The organism is Microbacterium sp. lyk4-40-TSB-66 (assembly GCF_030209475.1).
GTDB lineage: Bacteria > Actinomycetota > Actinomycetes > Actinomycetales > Microbacteriaceae > Microbacterium.
Genome location: NZ_JARVRW010000006.1, coordinates 133,971 through 152,323, shown reverse-complemented (window position 1 = coordinate 152,323; position 18,353 = coordinate 133,971). Strand labels below are relative to the sequence as shown.

Annotated in this window: 21 protein-coding genes; 5 read left to right on the top strand and 16 right to left on the bottom strand. The window is 70.0% G+C overall.

The genetic code is table 11. The features are described 5' to 3' along the window. Nucleotides 1–6: 6 nt before the first annotated feature. The 4 genes from QRO03_RS10870 to QRO03_RS10855 form a co-directional block, all read right to left on the bottom strand. Complete coding sequence (locus QRO03_RS10870) at nucleotides 7–378, bottom strand: RNA polymerase-binding protein RbpA (RefSeq protein ID WP_285137513.1); 372 nt, start codon at nucleotides 376–378, stop codon at nucleotides 7–9. A gap of 93 nt (nucleotides 379–471) precedes the next feature. Next, nucleotides 472–1,269 carry a glycerophosphodiester phosphodiesterase family protein gene (locus QRO03_RS10865; RefSeq protein ID WP_285137512.1) on the bottom strand — a complete coding sequence of 266 codons (798 nt, stop codon included), beginning with the start codon at nucleotides 1,267–1,269 and terminating at the stop codon, nucleotides 472–474. Continuing rightward, a complete protein-coding gene (locus QRO03_RS10860; protein ID WP_285137511.1) occupies nucleotides 1,266–2,210 on the bottom strand; it encodes an SPFH domain-containing protein in 945 nt (314 codons plus the stop codon). The genes QRO03_RS10865 and QRO03_RS10860 overlap by 4 nt, the downstream gene beginning before the upstream one ends. Then, on the bottom strand, nucleotides 2,207–2,698 hold the full coding sequence (locus QRO03_RS10855; RefSeq protein WP_285137510.1) for an NfeD family protein: 492 nt from the start codon (nucleotides 2,696–2,698) through the stop codon (nucleotides 2,207–2,209). Before QRO03_RS10855 ends, QRO03_RS10860 begins: the two co-directional genes overlap by 4 nt. A 142-nt stretch (nucleotides 2,699–2,840) precedes the next feature. Here QRO03_RS10855 and QRO03_RS10850 point away from each other — a divergent pair, with 142 nt between their 5' ends. Together QRO03_RS10850 and QRO03_RS10845 are read left to right on the top strand one after the other, a co-directional pair. Further along, nucleotides 2,841–3,605, top strand: coding sequence for an SDR family oxidoreductase (locus tag QRO03_RS10850; RefSeq protein WP_285137509.1), 765 nt, complete (start codon nucleotides 2,841–2,843; stop codon nucleotides 3,603–3,605). Nucleotides 3,606–3,607: 2 nt separating this feature from the next. Beyond that, nucleotides 3,608–5,578 carry a S9 family peptidase gene (locus QRO03_RS10845; RefSeq protein WP_285137508.1) on the top strand — a complete coding sequence of 657 codons (1,971 nt, stop codon included), beginning with the start codon at nucleotides 3,608–3,610 and terminating at the stop codon, nucleotides 5,576–5,578. 51 nt (nucleotides 5,579–5,629) lie between these two features. Here the strand turns inward: QRO03_RS10845 and QRO03_RS10840 are convergent, their stop codons facing one another. From QRO03_RS10840 to QRO03_RS10830, 3 genes are all read right to left on the bottom strand, one after another. Next, on the bottom strand, nucleotides 5,630–6,181 hold the full coding sequence (locus QRO03_RS10840) for an HdeD family acid-resistance protein (RefSeq protein WP_285137507.1): 552 nt from the start codon (nucleotides 6,179–6,181) through the stop codon (nucleotides 5,630–5,632). An 84-nt stretch (nucleotides 6,182–6,265) separates the two neighbouring features. Next, on the bottom strand, nucleotides 6,266–7,195 hold the full coding sequence (locus tag QRO03_RS10835; protein ID WP_285137506.1) for an AEC family transporter: 930 nt from the start codon (nucleotides 7,193–7,195) through the stop codon (nucleotides 6,266–6,268). 123 nt (nucleotides 7,196–7,318) lie between these two features. Further along, the gene (locus QRO03_RS10830) at nucleotides 7,319–7,912 is read right to left on the bottom strand and encodes a DUF305 domain-containing protein (protein WP_285137505.1); all 594 of its coding nucleotides are present in this window, start codon (nucleotides 7,910–7,912) and stop codon (nucleotides 7,319–7,321) included. A 273-nt stretch (nucleotides 7,913–8,185) separates the two neighbouring features. On the opposite strand from QRO03_RS10830, the gene QRO03_RS10825 reads away from it, so the two are divergent. Beyond that, nucleotides 8,186–8,959 (top strand): dienelactone hydrolase family protein, encoded by a 774-nt coding sequence (locus tag QRO03_RS10825; RefSeq protein WP_285137504.1) that lies wholly within the window; start codon nucleotides 8,186–8,188, stop codon nucleotides 8,957–8,959. Between the two features lie 59 nt (nucleotides 8,960–9,018). On the opposite strand, the gene QRO03_RS10820 is transcribed toward QRO03_RS10825, so the two are convergent. Beyond that, a complete protein-coding gene (locus QRO03_RS10820) occupies nucleotides 9,019–9,666 on the bottom strand; it encodes an FMN-dependent NADH-azoreductase (protein WP_285137503.1) in 648 nt (215 codons plus the stop codon). 72 nt (nucleotides 9,667–9,738) lie between these two features. Here QRO03_RS10820 and QRO03_RS10815 point away from each other — a divergent pair, with 72 nt between their 5' ends. After that, complete coding sequence (locus QRO03_RS10815) at nucleotides 9,739–10,068, top strand: winged helix-turn-helix transcriptional regulator (protein ID WP_285137502.1); 330 nt, start codon at nucleotides 9,739–9,741, stop codon at nucleotides 10,066–10,068. A 154-nt stretch (nucleotides 10,069–10,222) separates the two neighbouring features. Here the strand turns inward: QRO03_RS10815 and QRO03_RS10810 are convergent, their stop codons facing one another. The 3 genes from QRO03_RS10810 to QRO03_RS10800 form a co-directional block, all read right to left on the bottom strand. Beyond that, the gene (locus QRO03_RS10810) at nucleotides 10,223–11,329 is read right to left on the bottom strand and encodes a hypothetical protein (RefSeq protein WP_285137501.1); all 1,107 of its coding nucleotides are present in this window, start codon (nucleotides 11,327–11,329) and stop codon (nucleotides 10,223–10,225) included. 456 nt (nucleotides 11,330–11,785) lie between these two features. Further along, complete coding sequence (locus QRO03_RS10805) at nucleotides 11,786–12,634, bottom strand: hypothetical protein (protein WP_285137500.1); 849 nt, start codon at nucleotides 12,632–12,634, stop codon at nucleotides 11,786–11,788. Nucleotides 12,635–12,841: 207 nt separating this feature from the next. Beyond that, entirely contained in the window at nucleotides 12,842–13,324 is a 483-nt protein-coding gene (locus tag QRO03_RS10800) for a hypothetical protein (protein WP_285137499.1), read from the bottom strand. 70 nt (nucleotides 13,325–13,394) lie between these two features. Here QRO03_RS10800 and QRO03_RS10795 point away from each other — a divergent pair, with 70 nt between their 5' ends. After that, nucleotides 13,395–13,565, top strand: a complete 171-nt coding sequence (locus QRO03_RS10795) for a hypothetical protein (protein WP_285137498.1) — start codon at nucleotides 13,395–13,397, stop codon at nucleotides 13,563–13,565. Between the two features lie 14 nt (nucleotides 13,566–13,579). Here QRO03_RS10795 and QRO03_RS10790 read toward each other — a convergent pair whose 3' ends face one another. The 5 genes from QRO03_RS10790 to QRO03_RS10770 form a co-directional block, all read right to left on the bottom strand. Beyond that, nucleotides 13,580–14,392, bottom strand: a complete 813-nt coding sequence (locus QRO03_RS10790; protein ID WP_285137497.1) for an SDR family oxidoreductase — start codon at nucleotides 14,390–14,392, stop codon at nucleotides 13,580–13,582. A gap of 36 nt (nucleotides 14,393–14,428) precedes the next feature. Then, the gene (locus QRO03_RS10785) at nucleotides 14,429–14,932 is read right to left on the bottom strand and encodes a hypothetical protein (RefSeq protein ID WP_285137496.1); all 504 of its coding nucleotides are present in this window, start codon (nucleotides 14,930–14,932) and stop codon (nucleotides 14,429–14,431) included. 59 nt (nucleotides 14,933–14,991) lie between these two features. After that, entirely contained in the window at nucleotides 14,992–15,756 is a 765-nt protein-coding gene (locus QRO03_RS10780; protein WP_285137495.1) for an SGNH/GDSL hydrolase family protein, read from the bottom strand. 178 nt (nucleotides 15,757–15,934) lie between these two features. Continuing rightward, the gene (locus QRO03_RS10775; protein ID WP_285137494.1) at nucleotides 15,935–17,269 is read right to left on the bottom strand and encodes an MFS transporter; all 1,335 of its coding nucleotides are present in this window, start codon (nucleotides 17,267–17,269) and stop codon (nucleotides 15,935–15,937) included. Beyond that, nucleotides 17,266–18,342, bottom strand: a complete 1,077-nt coding sequence (locus QRO03_RS10770) for an LLM class flavin-dependent oxidoreductase (RefSeq protein WP_285137493.1) — start codon at nucleotides 18,340–18,342, stop codon at nucleotides 17,266–17,268. The genes QRO03_RS10775 and QRO03_RS10770 overlap by 4 nt, the downstream gene beginning before the upstream one ends. Nucleotides 18,343–18,353 lie beyond the last annotated feature (11 nt).

The window sequence follows — 18,353 nt, the reverse complement described above, 5'->3', positions numbered from 1 at the left end:
TCAGCGTCAGGCGCTGAGCTTCTCGCCACCCGCTCCGCGACGGGCGCGGACGAAGGCGAGGCGCTCCTCGAGCAGCTCTTCCAGCTCGGGGAGGGTGCGACGCTCCAGCAGCATGTCCCAGTGGGTACGTGCGGCCTTGTCGGCGCTGTGGTCGACGGTCGCGACGCCGTCACCGATGCGCAGCAGCGCTTCGGCGCCGCACGTGCGGCATTCCCAGGCCTCGGGGACCTCGGCGTCGGCGGCGAACGTCAGGACGGTGTCTCGTCCACAGGTGCTGCAGTTGTAGGTGTGCTGTGCACGGTCGTGGAACACGACGCCATCTTCGCTTTGGAGGCTTTGGGCGCCGAGTCGGATGCCGCGGAGACTGCGGTCTGCCATTGTGTGGTCCTCTCGTCGGTCACCATGTATAACGCTTGCACCTGTGCGCTTTATTCGAACCCCGGGCGACGGCGAGGCTTTCACAGACGATGCTCAGACAGCTGTCGTTCCCCGTCCGTTCACCATCGCGACGGCGACGTCGGCGCGATCGGTGACGAGTCCGTCGACACCGAGGTCGAGCAGGCGTTGCATGTCGACCTCGTCGTTGACCGTCCACACGTGCACCTCCACACCCGCGGCGTGCGCGTCGCGGATCAGCCCGTCCGTCACGACCTGGACCGGGCCCTGGCGTTCGGGGACCTGCAGGGCGTCGAGGTCGGCGAGCAGGCGGCGCACCCGCTTCTTCGCGCCCAGCGCCCGAGCGGCCAGAAGCTTCACCACCGTGGACGAACCGGGGGAGGTCGCGGGCGCCAGGGCGGCACCCGCCGCGGCGGCCGCGCTCAGCGCTGCGTGACGCCGCTCGTCGGAGAAGCTCGTCACCAGCACACGTGCGGCGTGCGGTGCGACGAGCCGGCCGACGTGCTCCGCGGCCGCGGCGGCTTTGACGTCGAGGTTGAAGCGCACCTCGGGGAACGCGTCGAGTGCCTGCGCGAGGGTGATGAGCCCCCCGCGATCGGACATGATCTCCTCGAGCTCGTGCAGACGGACGTCGGCGATGGCCCGGGGGTCGTCGGCCACGCGCCGGAGATCGTCGTCGTGGAACAGCACGACCTCCCCGTCGGCGGTGAGGTGGCAGTCCGACTCGACGTAGGCGAGACCCGCGGCGTGCGCCTCGGCGACCGCGGCGAAGGAGTTCTCGACGACCCCGTGCCGCGCGGCGTCCGGAGTCACCAGACCCCGGTGCGCGAGCACGCGCGGGGCGTCGGGGGAGAGGTATGGATGCCGCGTCATCGGGCAGGAGCGTCCTTCGGCGCGACCGCGGGGGCATCGTCGAGCCCCGCGCGGGAGGCGAAGGCGCCCGAGATGCCCTTCAGGGCCTCGGTGAACTCGCTCGGGATGATCCACAGCTTGCTGGAGGAGCTGTCGCTGATCTTCGGCAGCGTCTGCAGGTACTGGTACGCGAGCAGCTTGTCGTCGGGGCGTCCCTCGTGGATGGCGGTGAACACCGAGTGGATGGCCTCGGCCTCGCCCTGTGCGCGCAGCACGGCCGCCTGCTTGTCGCCCTCGGCCTCGAGGATCGCGGCTTGACGCCGCCCCTCGGCCTCGAGGATCTGCGACTGCTTCGACCCCTCGGCGGTCAGGATCGCGGCGCGGCGGTCGCGTTCGGCCCGCATCTGCTTCTCCATCGAGTCCTGGATCGAGTGGGGCGGGTCGATGGCCTTCAACTCGACGCGTCCGACGCGGATGCCCCATTTACCCGTCGCCTCGTCGAGTACGACCCTCAGCTGACCGTTGATGTTGTCGCGACTGGTGAGGGCCTGCTCGAGGTTGAGCCCGCCCACCACGTTGCGCAGTGTCGTGGTGGTCAGTTGCTCGACGGCGCCGAGGTAGTTGGCGATCTCGTAGGTCGCGGCGCGCGCGTCGGTGACCTGGAAGTACACCACCGTGTCGATGGAGACGACGAGGTTGTCCTCGGTGATGACCGGTTGGGGCGGGAACGACACCACCTGTTCGCGCATGTCGATGAGGGGGCGCACCCGATCGACCAGGGGCACGACGATGTTCAGGCCCGGCGTGAGGGTCTTGTGATAGCGGCCGAGGCGCTCGACCACCCCCGCGCGGGCCTGCGGGATGATGCGGATGGCGCGGAAGATCACGACGATGACGAAGACCGCCACCACGATCGCGAGAACCCATCCGATCGTGGCGGGGATGATGCTGTCGATGTTCATGTCGCGGCCTCCCGGTCGTGGGCGCGCTGCACGCTGGCGCGGACGACGGCGGTGGCGCCGTCGATGCGGACGACCTCGATGCGCGTGGCGGGGTCGAGTCGGGTGTCGGCGTCGGCGCGAGCGGTCCACACGTCGCCGTTGACGAGTTTGACCTGCCCGGCGACCGAGGGGGACACGCGCGACAGCACGAGGCCCTCCAGGCCGACGGGGGCGTCGACATTGAAGGAGCGGGAATCGGCGCCGCGGTGCAGACGCCGCAGCAAGGGCGGCCGCAGGAAGGTGAGCAGGGCACCGGCCGCGACCGCGGCCACGAGGACCTGACCCCACAGCGGCACGCCGAACAGGCCCGTCAGAAGCCCCACGGCGCTGCCCGAAGCGAGCATCACGAATGTCAGCTCACCGGTGAGCATCTCGACGACCAGGAAGACCAGGATCAACACGAGCCAGCCGATCCAGGCCCACGTGTCGATGGTGGAGAGAACGTCCATTTCGCACCTCCTGAGCCTGAACGTAGCACTCGCCCGAGGGGGTGCGGCCGGTTCTCGACCACCCCACAGACTGCGGTCACCGCGGTCACGAGCGGAGCGGTCGGTAGGCTGGTGAGTCGATCCCGATCGTCAGGAGTAATCCGTGTCACAGACCCTTCCGTCCGGCTCGCTGAGCGGCAAGACCGCCCTCGTCACCGGCTCGTCGCGCGGTATCGGTGCCGACACCGTGCGCTACTTCGCCGAGGCCGGCGCGAACGTCGTCATCAACTTCCGCAACAAGGCCCCCCGTGCCGAGAAGCTCGCGACGCAGCTGCGCGAGCTCGGTGTGGAGGCTCTCGTCGTCGGGGCCGATCTCACCGATCCCGCGTCGGTGCAGGCGATGTTCGACGAGGTCCAGCGCACGTTCGGCGGGCTCGACATCCTCGTGCTGAACGCGTCGGGCGGCATGGAGTCCGGCATGGCCGAGGACTACGCCCTGCTTCTCAACCGCGACGCGCAGGTCAACGTGCTCGAGACGGCTCTCCCGCTGCTGAACGCCGACGCGCGCGTCGTGTTCGTCACGAGCCACCAGGCGCACTTCATCCGCACCACCCCGACCATGCCCGAGTACGAGCCGGTCGCCCTCTCCAAGCGCGCCGGCGAAGACGCGCTGCGGGAGAAGATCCCCGCCCTCGAGGAGCGCGGCATCGGCTTCACCGTCGTCTCGGGCGACATGATCGAGGGGACAATCACGGCGACCCTGCTCGAGCGGGCGAACCCCGGCGCCATCTCGGCCCGCCGCGAAGACGCCGGCAAGCTCTACAACGTGTCCGAGTTCGCCGCCGAGGTCGCCCGGGCCGCGGTCGACCCGGTGCCCGCCGACAACACCCGCCTCGTCGGAGACACGGATTCGTTCGGAGGCGAGTGAGCATGCGCGCGACCGACATCGAGATGCTCGTCACCGTCGGTCGGCCGGTGATCTCGCCCGACGGCGCCTTCGCCGTCTTCGCGACCTCCCGTCCCGACCTCGTCGCCGACCGCGCGGTGGGGCAGTTGTGGCGGGTCGACCTGCCTGACGGTTCGCCGCGGCGGATCACCCGCGGCGTGGCCGATCGCTCGCCGGCGCTGTCTCCCGACGGTGCGACCGTCGCCTTCCTCCGCGGCGACGCGAAGAGTCGGGCGCAGCTGTTCGTCGTGGCTGCCGGCGGAGGAGAGCCGGTGCAGGTGACCGACCTGCCCGGCGGCGTCACCGACCTCGCCTGGTCACCCGACGGCGCGCGTCTCGCCTTCACCGCGCGCGTGCCCGAGCCGGGCCGCTACGGCACCGTGGAGGGGAGGGATGCCGCGGCCGAGCCGCCGCGTCGCATCACCGGCATCCGGTGGCACGCGAACGGCCTCGGGTATCTCGATCGGCCCGCCCAGCTGTTCGTCGTCGACGCGCCGTCGACCGACGCGGAACCGTTCTACGCGCCCGCCCCGACGCTCGACACGCCGGACGAGCGCGTCGTCGCGGCGGAGCCCACTGCGCTCACCGAGGGGGCGACGAGCTGGAGCGGCGTGCGCTGGACGCACGACGGCAGCGAGCTGCTGAGCGTCCCCGACGTGATCGAGTCCGACCGGCGCGACCTGCGCGATCGCCTCATGGCCGTCCCCGTCGACGGCGGCGACCCGCGCGAAGTGCTGGGAACCGACGCCGACCTCTCGCTGTCCGAGGCCGCCGTCGCCCCCGACGGCACGGTGTTCCTGCTCGCGAACGACGTGGGCCCCGCGGGGGTCGACTTCGTGGCGCCGGGTGTCGCGCTGTTCGTCCTCGACGCCGACGGCCCGCGTCGCCTCACAGACGCCGAGACCATCGACCTCGGCGAGGTCGGCAGCCACATCTCGTTCGACGGCGACGACGTGCTCGTGCAGGATCGCACGCGAGGGCGGCTGCGCCTGCTGCGGGTCACCCGTGGGGGAGACGTCTCCGAGGTGCTCGGGGGCGACCGCGAGGTGAACGGCCACGCGGTGGCGGGCGGCCGGATCGTGGCATCCGTCGCCTCACCCGAGTCGTTCGGCGAGCTCGTCGTCGTCGACGGGGGAGCGCAGCGGACGGTCACCGACTTCGGTGGTGCCACCCGAGCGCGGCGCATCGTCACGCCTGTCGAGCTCGAGATCGCCGGCCGTGACGGTTACCCCGTGCACGGGTGGGTCGCCATGCCCGAGGGCGAGGGGCCCTTCCCCGTGATCCTGCAGATCCACGGCGGACCGTACGCCTCGTACGGCGTGCACGTGTTCGACGAGACGCAGGTGCTCGTCGACGCGGGGTACGCAGTGGTCTACAGCAATCCGCGCGGCAGCGCCGGGTACGGCCGAGCACACGGGCGATCGATCCGGCAGCGCATGGGCACGCTCGACTTCTTCGACGTCATGGACTTCTTCGACGGCGTCGTCTCGGCCGACCCGCGTCTCGACGCGGATCGCGTGGGAGTGATGGGCGGATCGTACGGCGGGTACATGACGGCGTGGGTCATCGCCCACGACCACCGCTTCGCCGGGGCGATCGTCGAGCGGGGGTTCCTCGACCCCTTCGCCTTCCCGGGATCGAGCGACATCGGCTCGTTCTTCGGCCAGGAGTACGTCGGCACCGATCCCGCGCAGATGACCGCGCAGAGCCCGATGGCGGTCGTCGACCGGGTGCGCACGCCCACGCTGGTGATGCATTCCGAGCTCGACTTCCGCTGCCCGCTCGAGCAGGCGACCCGCTTCTACGCCGCGCTGAAGCACAACGCGGTCGACGCCGAGATGCTGGTCTTCCCCGGTGAGGACCACGAGCTCACCCGCGGGGGGCGCCCCCAGCATCGCGTGCAGCGTTTCGACGCCGTGCTCGACTGGTGGAACCGGCACCTGCCGGTCACGTGAGACGACGAGGGGGCCGGATGCCATGGCATCCGGCCCCCTCTGTTCGAGGTCTCAGACGGCTTTGCCGAACTGGATCGCGCGGACGATCTGGAACACGCCGAGGATCACCAGCGAGATGCCGATCAGCAGGAACAGCGTGACCGCCCCCAGCAGCGGCGAGAACAGCAGCACGACACCGGCGAGGATGCTGACGACGGCGAAGAAGATCGTCCACGCCCGCGCCTTCGAGCCGTGGCCGACGGTGGTGAGCGAGACGACGCCCTCGATGATCCACAGGATGCCGACGAGGGTGCCGATGAAGACGCCGAACCACGCGGTCGTGGCCGACAGATTCGCGAACGAGAAGATTCCGGCGACGATGAAGAGCACGCCGAGCACGAGGTAGCCCAGGCGCGCCCATCCGGACCGCCAGAAGAGGCCGATCGCGATGTTCACCAGACCGGCGATGATGACGTAGACCGAGAGGATGGCGACCGCCACCTCGGCGGTGCGTCCCGGCCAGATGAGGATGAGCAGACCGATGACGAGCGACAGGACGCCGCTGACACCGAGCGCGGTGCGCACGGCGCCGATGGCGGGATTCGACGTGGTGGACGACGGCATGGCGAGCCTCTCTGAGTGAAAGCTGAAAACAGCTCTCACCTTAGACCTGAGGGTTCGATGGAGCGAGCTCGCCGCAGCTCTGCATCACCCGGGGGAGTGCTGCAGCAGCAGTGCCACCGTGAACAGCACGGGGAGGCACCCGAGCGTCGAGATGAAGACGACATCGCGGGACAGTATCTCGCCCACCCCGTACCGCTGCGCGAAATTGAACACGTTCTGCGCCGTCGGCAGCGCCGCGAGCACCACGACGATGAAGATCTGGTCGTCGGGCAGGCCGAACAGCGTCGCGACCGCCCATGCCAAGGCAGGCATGGCCAGCAGCTTCAGCGCCGACGCGATGACCACGTCGATGCGTCGACCGGGCTCGGTGAGCACGCGCTGGCCGTAGAGCGACATGCCGTACGACATCAGCAGCACCGGCACGCAGGCGCCGGCGATGAGATGCAGGGGGTCGAACACGATGGGGGGCAGATCGACCCCGATCAGCGCCACGATCACACCCAGGGCGGAGGCGATGAGCATCGGGTTCTTCGCCGTCTGCAGCAGGATGCGGCCGATGTTGCGGGAGCCGGAGGTCACGGCATCCAGGATCGACAGCGCGATCGGCATCAGCACCAGCAGCTGGAACAGGATGACGGGGGCGGAGTACGCCGCGTTCCCGAGCATGTACAGCGAGATCGGGATGCCGATGTTGTTGCTGTTCACCTGTCCCGCCGAGAGCGCACTGATCACGGTCTCACCCGCGGGGCGGCGCAGGATCAACGCGGAGATGAGCACGGAGACGCCGATGATGATCGCGGCCGTGATCATCGACACCGGCAGCAGGGCGGAGAACAGCGTCGCGACGTCGGCGCGCGCGAGCACCGTGAAGAGCAGGAACGGCGACAGGACGTAGAACGTGAGGCGGCTCAGCACGTGTCGGGCGTGCGGACCGAGCAGATCGATGCGTGCGATCACGTAACCGACGACGACGGCGAGACCGACGACCGCGAAGCCGGTGAGGACGCCCGTCATGCGCGGACCCCTCGGGGGATGCGGGCGCGTGGGGGAGTCATCCCTTCGAGCGTAGCGGGGGAGAGTGGCGGCCTCGGACCGGTCACGGCCGGGGTTCTGGCTCTCACCAGCCGCCCCCCGGGCTCACAGTTCGGTCAGCAGTTCTTTCATCATGCTGATCTCGGCGGTCTGGCTCTCGACGATCGACCGCGCGAGCGCGACGGCTTCGCTGTCGGTGCCGTCGGCGATCTCGTCCTGCGCCATGTCGACGGCGCCCTGGTGGTGCTCGATCATCTGCTCGAGATATAGGCGCGCAGCATCGCGCGCGTCGGCGGATTCCAGGGCCTGCATGTCGGACTCCGACATCATGCCGCCGTGGTCCATGCCGCTCATGCCGTCGCTCATCGAGACCCCCCAGTCGGACAACCAGCCCTTCATGGTGTCGATCTCGGGTTGCTGGGCGGCCGTGATCTGCTCGGCGAGGCCGGTGACGCGCTCGTCGACACCGGTCTTCGCCAGCAGGGTGTCCGACATTTCGACGGCTTGCTCGTGGTGCGGGATCATCATGGTGACGAAGAGGATGTCGGCCTCGGATGCGGAGGCTGCCGTCGTCGAGGTGGTCATCGGGGCCGACCCGTGGTCCATGCCGGGCATGGAACCGGATCCGCCGGAGCAGCCCGCCAGAGCCAAGATCGCTGCCAGGGGGAGCGCGTTCGCTGCCGCGTATCGGGTGTGCACGGGTCTGCTCCTCGTCTATCGTGCGCGTGCTCGGCGGTGCCCACTCTGCCGGTGAGATGCCGTCTCGGTGCCGAGAGGTCCGGGCGGTGGGAGCGATCGAGCATGCTCGCGCACGAGTCGCTCATCAGGGTTCTGACTTCAGAATATACCCCCTAGGGGTATCGAGGGATCGGTCGGACCGGACGATCGCCTCGCGCACAAGTCCCGGCCGGTCCTCACCTCGGAGGTCTACCGTCCCGAGAGCACCCGCCGCCCCTACCCGTTGGAGAAGCGATGAACACCTACGCACCGAACCTCGCCGACATCCTCGAGCGCGAACCGCTTCCGGCATCCGGGATCGTCTCCGGCGACGTCGAATACGCGGCCGACGGCGTCGCGTACCGCGGCTATCTGGCTCGGCCGGGGGAGGAGGGGCGGCATCCGGGCATCTTGGTCGTCCATGACTGGCTCGGGGTCACCGACTACGTGCGAATGCGATGCGACATGCTGGCACGCCTCGGCTACGTCGCCTTCGCCGCCGACGTGTTCGGCGCGGACGTGCGCCCCACGCCGGAGGAGGCCCCCGCGGTCGCGGGCCGGTTCTACCAGGACCGTCCGCTGTGGCGGAAGCGTCTCGGTGAAGCGTTCGATCGCCTTCGCGCGGAGTCGTCGGTCGACGCGGGGCGCACCGCGGCGATCGGATACTGCTTCGGAGGATCGTCGGTGCTCGAACTCGCCCGGACGGGTGCCGCCGTCGACGCGGTGGTGAGCTTCCACGGCGGGTTGTCGACCGGGCCGGCGGGGGAGGCGGAGCGGATCACCGCCAAACTGCTCGTGCTGCATGGAGCGGCCGATCCGGTCGCGCCCGACGACGCGATGATCGCGTTCGAGAACGACCTGCGCACGGCGCCGGCGGTGGACTGGCAGCTCGTCTCGTACGCCAATGCCATGCACGCGTTCACGCTTCCGGATGCCGATGCGCCCGAGCAGGGCGCGCAGTTCCAGGCGACCGCGGAGCGCCGCAGCTGGACCGCGATGAAGACGTTCCTCGCGGAGGTTCTCGGCTGAACGGTCCGTGGGCCCGTCCCGCCCCGCATGCGGGAGGCGCGACGGGCCCACGGGCTCTTTCACGCGGCGCGGGATGCCGCCAACGTCTGCCCGGCGGTGACCGCGGCCTGTTCGGCATCCGTCTTCAGCCCGGCGGCGACGTCGGCGAAGGCGTCCAGCGCGGGGTTCACCCCGACGAGGGTGAAGGGACGGTGCACGACGGTGAGGTCGAGACCCCACACGTCTTCGAAGACGCGGCGCAGCCAGCCGGTCGAGTGGTCCCAGCCCTCCTTCGGGCTGCCCGGCTCGTAGTTGCCGCCGAGGACGGTCACGAGCGTCGCGGCCTTGCCGCGCAGCGCGGTGCCCTGCGGGTCGATACGCGGGTCGGTGTAGGCGAGGTCGAACCAGGTCTTGACGTGCTGCGAGACGCCGTAGTTGTAGAGCGGCACGGTGAAGAGCAGGGCATCGGCGTCGATGAGCTCGTCCGCGAGGCGCGTGCGAAGGGTGATGGCGTCGCGCTGTCCGTCGCTGAGCTGATCGGCGGGGGTGAAGCCCGAGGTCACGGAGTCGCGCCAGGCGGTGGCGGGGATGGGATCCGCGGCGACGTCACGTCGGACGACCGCCGAAGACGGGTGCGCGGCCAGCCACTCGGCCTCGACGAGGTCGCCGAGCTCGCGGCTGGCAGAGGTGGCGGGAAGGATGCTGGCATCGAGACGGAACAGGGTCATGCGCTTCTCCGATCAGAGTGACTATGAAAAACAAAGTGACTCTGGGAAAGCTAGCACACATAGGATGGAGTCATGGTCGAAGGACACGATGCGCGACAGTGCGACGCCGCGGTGTCGCATGCGTTCTCCGTTCTCGGCAAAAGGTGGAACGGCATGATCCTCGATGTGCTCGGCCAGGGCGAGCTGTCGTTCTCGGGTCTGCGGCGTGCCGTGGCCGGGATCAGCGACGCCGTCCTGTCGGATCGACTGACCGAGCTCGCCGAGACCGGTCTGGTCGACCGCCGCGTCGACACCGGGCCGCCCGTCGCGGTCACCTACGTACTGACCGACGCCGGATGCCGGCTGGTCCCGATCCTCGATCAACTCGGCGAGTGGGCCGAGGGGAACCTCGCGCGGCGCTGACCGGTCGCTTCCGTCGTGCTGACCCCGTTCGTCGATGCGCGCAGCGGGGGCGGCGGGAAGCGGGTGCACGTGCAGATCGCGGCGCGCAGGGCCACTGCGTCGCCCGCCGGTCCATCGCGCGGGGACCGGCGGGCGCGGGGGAGCGCGGGCTGGGCTAGCAGGCCCGTGCGATCGTCACCTCGGCGCGGTCGGACCCGGAACCGACGGTGCTCCAGCTGACGACGGTTCCGTCGGTGAGGGTGACCGCTTCGCCTGCCCGCACGAGCTGCGCGTCCGGCGTGGGGTCTCCGGGTCGCTCCAGCACCGTGGTGCCGATGGGGACCTCGGGGTCGGTGCGGAGCAGTTGCAGACCGGAGACGCCGGGGGGCACGGGGCTCTGGCCGGGGTAGAGGTACGAGTATTTTCCGCGCTGGTTTCCGTCGTGATAGTCGACCCAATATCGAACACCCGGCTCGGACGAGCTCTCCCAGGTGATCGCGTCGCGGTTCGCGGCGCCCGCGGCGACCGAGTCGACCGTGGTCGTGCTCTCGGCGTCGCACGCCGGCGTGAGCCGGCGGGGGAGCATGCCGATCCTCTCGAGTGCCGGACTGGGGAAGGGGGTCAGCACCCAGGAGTCGCCCATGACATCGAGGGCGTTGCCGTACTCTTTGCGTTCGCACCCGGCGGGGGTCCGGCCGTTCGTCGCGACGAAGTCCCACGTCGGACAGGCCGTCGAGAATGCATGCGCTTGAGACATGTTGTGGCCCCACTCATGCACGAGAGTCGACGAGTCCGTGCCGGGCTGGAAGGTGCGGCCGCCGGAGGTGAGGCTCGCACCCTGGTCGCCGTTGGCCCACCCGGGGCACGGCTCACCGCCGGGCACCATGACCGTCAGGTGTTTTCCCGGGCCCGGCTGCCAACCGAGGGCGTTCGCTGCGGCATCCAGCCAGACGCCGGTCCACGAGCAGGGTGCCTCTTCGGTGGGGAAGATCCAATCGGACACCTGGGCGATCTCGACGGTCAGCTCGCCGTCGGTGTCCGCGTTCAAGAACTGCGCCGCCTGGTCCGCGGAACGCACCGCCTCTTCTCGGGAGAAATTCGGGGTCGTTCCGGGTGGCGCGACGAGAGCGATGGTCATGACGGCGCTGTGCGGTTGGACGGTCTTCTCCACCAGCTCGAAGCCCGGGGCGGCGTTCGTCGCCGCGTTCGCGGGCGATACCGCGATCACGGTGGACGCCACGGCGGCGATCGTCGCGAGGAAGGCTTTGGTCGATCGATTCACGGGGCAACCCCTCATCGGTCCGCGCCACATTGCGCGAGGTGACACAAAGTTAGCGTTAACACTGCGTTTCTCGGATGAGAAAGCTCTCATCCATACGGATGCTGGACGCTGCGTGTCGATGACAGGGTTGCGTGGGTCCGGCCGGACCGATTCGGCTGCGCGGGCATCGCGATCGTCGCTCGCAGCCGTGACGCGCGCGACATTCGACTCAGGGCTGCGCAGTCGTGAGCGGAAACTCGGGCCCTGCATCGGCGAGGATGGCGGACCGTCGAGATGTTCCGCGAGATCCGCGGGGTCGTTTCGGCTAACGCCGATAATGCACATTATGTCAGTTCGCGCGAAACCGGCCGATTTCCCCTTCCCCGTCCCCGCTGCTCGCGACGTCAGCCGCCACAGAGAGCGCCGCGCGACGCGGCGCAGCTCAGAACGGACGGATGCCATCTCTCACCGTGACGGCTAATCCGTGAAGACCGCCGTCGTGGTCGTGCGCCAGGTTCCCGGTTCGACCTCCCAGGCGACGGTGAGCGGCTGCGTTTCGCTGGACGGCGCCGAGGCATCCCATGCGATGTCCCACCGAGCTTGGACATCACTCACCGCCGATGTCGCGGGGATTTCCTCCGTGCCGATGTAGGCGGTGACTTCCGACGGGAAGCCGACGAGTCCGGGACCGTCCACCCCGGCGTCGGCTGCCAGATCGCGGAAGATCACGGCCGCGGGAGCCGCCGGGTCGACGGCGACGGACTGGCGAACGTCCTCCGGCCCTGACGCGGGGTTGACCCACTCGTACGGGCTTGCACCGGTCGAGGGCACGCCGGCGTCGTCGATGCGCACTCCCGCGTCCGTGCCACGGACGATCCACCCGTCCGCGACGCGGTCGCGAACGGCCGTCACCAGTACGGTGCCCTCGGCGGGGCCTTGTCCGGCTTCGATGGTCCCGTCGGCCCCGAGGTAGCCGGCTGCCTCATCCGGTCGGACGATGCTGTTGGCGGCCGACTCCGTGAACTGCTGCTCGGAACCGACCAGGGCGCGAGATTCGTCGGACAGCAGGGCGTATGCCGCTCCGTATTGCTCGGCCTGGATCGCGCCGAGGTACTCCTCGACGGTCCGCACCGCCTCTTCGGCGGGTAGACCGGCGGGGGGTCCGGCGTCCGGCGCCGGGGTGCTGGAGGCGACGGAGGCCGCGGGAGCGGCGGGCGTGGGGGCGGAAGCGGTCTCTCCTCCCCCGGTGCAGCCCGCGAGAACCAGGGCTGCCGTGGTCACTGCTCCGAGGCGGACGAGCTTCTCATGCATCATCTTCTGGGTCATACGACGACGCTAGGCGAGGGTTCACGGCCGGCCGCACGCGGTGGCCGGCGCGACGAGAATGTGGAAGAGTGCGCCACTGTCGCTCCCCCTCTTCCGTCGCGACGCCCGACCGAGATGGACACGAGACGCTCGGCGCCAGGTCGGTGGGTTCGACAGGGGTCCTGAGCAACGCCGCCGATGGGGCTCGCTACGACGCCCGTGGGTCGGTCACCGCAGTACCTCCACGAGCACGATCCACGAGATCATCAGGGCGACGACGATGGACAACAGGGCCCCGAACGCGAAGGCCGCCGTTCCCGCGGCCACCGCCCCCGAGAGCACGAGGACGCCGCCCACGGCGTACGCAGCGGGGACCAGGAACCCCAGCACGCTCTTCATGCCCCGCAACCGATTCAACGGGCTGCGGTCGGCCGCGATGCGGCGTGCGGCATCCACCGCGAACGTCGCCGCGATGAGCGAGGCCAGCACGGCGACCGCCCCGTAGACCACGTCGCCGAGGTCGGGTGCGAGCCCGAGCGCGCTGACCACGAGCGCCAACACCAGTGACGAGATGGCCGTCCCGAGTCGAGCGGTCAGCGCCGGCGCCTTCACGATCTCGGCGATGTTGACGCTCGCGGCGACGATCACGAGACCCGCGAGGGCGGCCGTCGCCCCGACGAGCGCGAGATTGAAGTCACCCCAGTCACCCATGACCGGATGCTAGCGCTCGCCCTCCCACGCGGCCAACCCTCGCCCCACGCGCCGCCGTTACGCTGGGCGCATGCCCGACGACGACGATGAGACGCAGGAGGAACGCGCGCTCCGCGCCATCGCGAACATGCGGGCGGGCGCGGACATCCCCGCCGAGGCGTTGCGCCTCTCGAACGACTACACCGACCGGCAGACGCGCCGCGTGAAGGAATGGTTCGCTCGAATGACTCGACGCGGGTGACCTGCGGGTCGGCGTCACTCCCCCGGGCGCACCCACCCCGAGGTGACCGACAGCACCCGCGAGCCGTCGAGATCGGCGAGCGACAGGCTCGCGAAGCGCACGGCGGCATCCGATGTCTGCCAGCGGAACCGCGGCGCAGAGGTGGTCGCGGCCTCCACCACCGTCTTGGCGGCGTCCTCCGCCGACTGCGCTGACGCGAAGGCGGTCGTCGTACGGTCGAGGTACGCCTGCTGCTGGACGGCGTACGGGCCGGGCTCCGCTCGGTGGACCGAGTCGGTGAACGACGACGCCACCGCAGCGGGCTCGACGATGGCCACGTCGACGCCGAACGGGGCGACGACGGGGGCGAGCGACTGCATGAGGCCCTCGACCGCGAACTTCGCGGCGCAGTAAGCATCGGCGAACGGCTGCCCCACCGCTCCCCCGACGCTCGTGACGGTGATGATCCGGCCGCGGCGACGTTCGCGCATGCCGGGGAGCACGAGGCGCGTGAGCCGGGCCACGGAGAGGTAGTTCGTCTCGAGCTGCTCCTGCAGGTCTGCGTCGCTCAGCTGCTCGAGCGTGCCCACGGCGCCGCGGCCGGCGTTGTTGACGAGGATGTCGAGGGGACCCACCGCCTCGATCAGGGACCGCGCGCCGGCGGCATCCGTCACGTCCAATGACCGGACGTCGAGCTCGACACCCGCCTCGGATGCCGCGGAGCGCAGGGCGTCCGCACGCGAGGCGTCGCGCACGGTGGCCACGACCTCGACCCCCGACCGTGCGAGTCCGATGGCGGTGTGCAGGCCGATGCCGCTGGAGGTGCCGGTGACGAGAGCGAGGGTCATGTGTCTATCCTGCTCCTCCCACCCGTGAAAACGTCGCTACTCCCCCGCGGGGGCGACCTGCATGAGGAACGCCCCCGGCTCGCGGTCGCTGTCGAGGTACACGAGCATGCCGCGGTCGGGCAGAGTGACCGACGCGGCCGTCGAGGCGCCGCAGACGAACGGAACGGGGTCACCGACCGCGACGCCGGCCGACGTCGAGATCTGCGCGGTCACCGTCTCGGGCCCGGCGCATCGCAGCGTCACGTCGTAGACACCGCGCTCTACCGTGCGGTTCTCACTGCGGAACGGCGCCACCCCGCCCGGGTCGCCGAAGGTCCCCCACGCCTGCCAGAGGTACTGCCCCACGTCCGCGGCAGCGACGACGTCGTCGAAATATCCCGCCCACGAATCCGCCGTCGCCGCCGGGGTCGTCCTCTCGGGCTGGGGGGTCGGGGAGGCGGTCGTGGGAGCGGCGTCGTCACCCCCGGTGCAGCCGACGAGCGCGACGCCTGCCACGACGACCCCCGCGAGAGGGAACAGATGCCTTTTCAACGATGGCATCCGGCGATCATAGGCAGTCGATCTCATCGGCGCCAGGTGGATGCCACGATCCGATGCGACTATCCGCCGGGTGTCAGCTCCACCCACTGACCGCCGAATTTCGCCTCCCGGCCGTCGCCGGAGGAGGTACCCGCGAGGCGCCGACGCACCCACGGACCGACGTGCTCGCGGTAATACGCACTGCCCTTCAGCCGCTCGATCTCGGGGATCTCGCGCAGATGCCACCACTCCTGCGGCGCGGTGAGGCCGACCGCCTCGATCACGCGGGCGGCCACGCGGTGGTGTCCGCGGGTGTTCATGTGCAGACGGTCCACCGACCAGAACTCCCCGCCCGCGAGGTCCCGATCGAACCAGTTGTACGCCGTGATGACGTCGGTCCGCGCCGCGAGCCGCTGTTCGACCGCGCTCGAGAGCCGATCGCCGCGCACCTGCAGGACGCGTCCGAGGGGCAGCCCCGCTGACGGATTCGCCCCCGACAGCACGATGAGTTGCACGCCCTCTTCGTCGCAGCGGCGCAGCACGTGTTCGAAGATGCCGACGATGCGCTCGAGGTCGGCGCGCGGGCGCAGCATGTCGTTGCCTCCCCCGTTGAACGACAGGTGCGTCGGCTTCAGCGCCAGCGCGGGTTCGAGCTGCTGCTCGACGATCGGCTCGATGAGCTTGCCGCGGATCGCGAGGTTGGCGTACCGGATCGGCTCCCCCGCGGCATCCGCCCACCCCTGGGCAGCGAGGTCGGCCCACCCCCGCACGGTGCCGTCGGGCAGTTCGTCGCCGACTCCTTCGGTGAACGAGTCGCCGATCGCGACGTAGCGCACGGATGCCATGATCCGAGCCTACGCGCGAGCCGGTCGCCGGCGGCGCGGTGGCAGATGCGGGGCGCGCTCTGCCGTTCGGGGCGGGTTTCGCCGTTCGGGGCATGCATTTGCCGCCCCAACGGGCCGATCCCGCCCCAAACCGCATGTTCGGCGTCTCCCCAGGGTGCCTCCCCAACAGGTCGCGACGTCACGCCAGCGCGCGCCCCCGCTGCTCGCGGAGGAACAGCGCGGCGACCACCGCGACGGCGAAGAACGCCGCGAAGACGACGAACAGCAACGGCGCGCCGCCGAGGCCCAACAGCGGCGGCACCGCGAGAGGGGCGATGATCGACGCGATCCGCCCCACCCCTGCGGCCCAGCCGGCCCCGGTCGCGCGAAGCGCCGTGGGATAGGTTTCGGGCGTCGCGGCGTACAGCGCTCCCCAGGCGCCGAGGTTGAAGAACGACAGCATCATGCCCGTGGCGATCACGGCGAACTCGCCCGACGCCGTCCCGAAGAGCACCGCCGCCACCGCCGAGCCCGCGAGGAACGTCGCCAGCGTCGCGCGCCGGCCCCACGCCTCGATGAGCCACGCAGCGACGGCATACCCCGGCAGCTGGGCAAGCGTGATGATGAGGGTGAAGCCGAAGGAGCGGACGAGGTCGTAGCCCTGGGCCACGAGAATCGTCGGGATCCAGATGAAGGCGCCGTAGTACGAGAAGTTCACGCAGAACCACAGCACCCAGAGACTCGCCGTGCGCGCGCGCAGCGCCGGTGCCCACAGGGCGCTCACCCTCGGACGAGCGTCCGGGGCGGATGCCGTCGCACCCTCCGTCGACGCTTCGAGAGCGACACGACCGGCCGCCGCCTCCAGATCGCGCACGATGACGATCGCCTCGGCGTTGCGTCCGCGCGAGGCGAGCCACCGCGGCGATTCGGGCAGGCCCCAGCGCACGATCAGCGCGTACACCGCGGGGATCGCGCCGAGGGCGAAGGCCCAGCGCCAGCCGTCCGCCGACGCCGGGACGACGAGGTAGCCGATCAACGCGGCCGCGGTCCAGCCCACGGCCCAGAACGCCTCGAGGAAGACGATGAGCCGCCCGCGCATGCGCGCCGGGGCGAACTCGCTCACGTACGTCGAGGCGACCGGTAGTTCCGCGCCGAGACCGAGCCCCACCACGAAACGCAGCACGAGCAGGGCGGCGAGACCGCCGACGAGTGCGCTCGCGCCCGTCGCGAGGCCGTACACGAGCAGGGTCAACGCGAAGACGTGGCGGCGGCCGAAACGGTCCGCGAGCAGTCCCCCGACACTGGCGCCGACGGCCATGCCGGCGAAACCCGCCGACGCGACCCACGACGCCTCGGTCGGAGCCAGCTGCCACTGCACGCTGAGGGCGGCGATGACGAACGAGATGAGCCCGACGTCCATGGCATCCAGCGCCCAGCCCAGCCCCGACCCGCCGAGGATCCGCCCGTGCCGCCGCGTGAACGGCAGCGCATCGAGGCGTTCGGACACCCGGACGGTGTCGGTGCTGGTGGTCACCGGATGCCGGAGAGGTCGGACGCGACGCGCGCGTCGCTGTCGGCGAGCATCTCGTGCACCAGCGGCAGCACCCGCGTACCGTAGAGCTCGATGCTCGACATGAGGCGGTCGTGCGAGATGGAGCCGCTGGCGAACTTCATCTGGAAGCGGGCGTTGCCCAACGCCCGCACGGTGGCGACGATCTTTCGGGCGACGGTCTCGGGCGAGCCGATGTACATGGCCCCCTCGGGGCCGACGTCCTGCTGGAAGCGCAGGCGGTTGTACGCGGGCCAGCCGCGCTCGCGACCGATCGTGGTGTTCAACTCCGCGACGCCCTCGTAGGCCTCTTCCCACGCCTGCTGATCGGTCTCGGCGATGTGGCCGGGCGAGTGGACCGAGATGGGCAGCTGGTCCTTGCCGAGTTCCTGCAACGACCGGCGGTACAGGTCGGCGTAGGGGCGGAACCGTGCCGACGAGCCGCCGATGATGGCGAGGACCAGACCGTATCCGTAGCGCGCGGCGCGGACGACCGATTCCGGGGAACCGCCGACGCCGACCCACGCCGTGAGGCCCTTCTCGGTTTTCGGGTAGACGTCGGCATCCTGCAATCCGGCGCGCGTGCGTCCCGACCAGGTGACGGGCTTCTCGTCGAGCAGGAGTGAGAAGAGCTCGAGCTTCTCCTCGAAGAGCTGCTCGTAGTCGGCGAGGTCGTAGCCGAACAGCGGGAACGACTCGATGAACGACCCGCGACCGAGGATCACCTCGGCGCGTCCGTTCGAGACGGCATCCAGGGTCGCGAAGCGCTCATACACCCGCACGGGGTCATCGCTCGAGAGCACCGTCACGGCGGTCCCGAGGTGGATGTCGGTCGTTCTCGCGGCGGCGGCGGCCAGCACGATCTCGGGGCTCGTGACGGCGAAATCCTTGCGGTGGTGCTCCCCCACCCCGAAGAACGACAGCCCCACCTGATCGGCGAGCACCGCCTGTTCCACGACATTGCGGATCGTCTGCGCGTCCGACTGCAGCGACCCGTCCGATCCGCGCGAGATGTCTCCGAAGGTGTCGAGTCCGAGCTCGAGGGGACGTTCGTCCATGGGGGTCTCCT

What these genes read in the sequence shown, in the direction of transcription:
- QRO03_RS10870 (WP_285137513.1), bottom strand. Translation starts at nt 378, where the DNA reads ATGGCAGACCGCAGTCTCCGCGGCATCCGACTCGGCGCCCAAAGCCTC.
- QRO03_RS10845 (WP_285137508.1), top strand. Translation starts at nt 3,608, where the DNA reads ATGCGCGCGACCGACATCGAGATGCTCGTCACCGTCGGTCGGCCGGTG.
- QRO03_RS10840 (WP_285137507.1), bottom strand. Translation starts at nt 6,181, where the DNA reads ATGCCGTCGTCCACCACGTCGAATCCCGCCATCGGCGCCGTGCGCACC.
- QRO03_RS10805 (WP_285137500.1), bottom strand. Translation starts at nt 12,634, where the DNA reads ATGACCCAGAAGATGATGCATGAGAAGCTCGTCCGCCTCGGAGCAGTG.
- QRO03_RS10800 (WP_285137499.1), bottom strand. Translation starts at nt 13,324, where the DNA reads ATGGGTGACTGGGGTGACTTCAATCTCGCGCTCGTCGGGGCGACGGCC.
- QRO03_RS10860 (WP_285137511.1), bottom strand. Translation starts at nt 2,210, where the DNA reads ATGAACATCGACAGCATCATCCCCGCCACGATCGGATGGGTTCTCGCG.
- QRO03_RS10865 (WP_285137512.1), bottom strand. Translation starts at nt 1,269, where the DNA reads ATGACGCGGCATCCATACCTCTCCCCCGACGCCCCGCGCGTGCTCGCG.
- QRO03_RS10835 (WP_285137506.1), bottom strand. Translation starts at nt 7,195, where the DNA reads ATGACGGGCGTCCTCACCGGCTTCGCGGTCGTCGGTCTCGCCGTCGTC.
- QRO03_RS10820 (WP_285137503.1), bottom strand. Translation starts at nt 9,666, where the DNA reads ATGACCCTGTTCCGTCTCGATGCCAGCATCCTTCCCGCCACCTCTGCC.
- QRO03_RS10855 (WP_285137510.1), bottom strand. Translation starts at nt 2,698, where the DNA reads ATGGACGTTCTCTCCACCATCGACACGTGGGCCTGGATCGGCTGGCTC.
- QRO03_RS10790 (WP_285137497.1), bottom strand. Translation starts at nt 14,392, where the DNA reads ATGACCCTCGCTCTCGTCACCGGCACCTCCAGCGGCATCGGCCTGCAC.
- QRO03_RS10770 (WP_285137493.1), bottom strand. Translation starts at nt 18,342, where the DNA reads ATGGACGAACGTCCCCTCGAGCTCGGACTCGACACCTTCGGAGACATC.
- QRO03_RS10780 (WP_285137495.1), bottom strand. Translation starts at nt 15,756, where the DNA reads ATGGCATCCGTGCGCTACGTCGCGATCGGCGACTCGTTCACCGAAGGA.
- QRO03_RS10815 (WP_285137502.1), top strand. Translation starts at nt 9,739, where the DNA reads ATGGTCGAAGGACACGATGCGCGACAGTGCGACGCCGCGGTGTCGCAT.
- QRO03_RS10825 (WP_285137504.1), top strand. Translation starts at nt 8,186, where the DNA reads ATGAACACCTACGCACCGAACCTCGCCGACATCCTCGAGCGCGAACCG.
- QRO03_RS10785 (WP_285137496.1), bottom strand. Translation starts at nt 14,932, where the DNA reads ATGCCATCGTTGAAAAGGCATCTGTTCCCTCTCGCGGGGGTCGTCGTG.
- QRO03_RS10795 (WP_285137498.1), top strand. Translation starts at nt 13,395, where the DNA reads ATGCCCGACGACGACGATGAGACGCAGGAGGAACGCGCGCTCCGCGCC.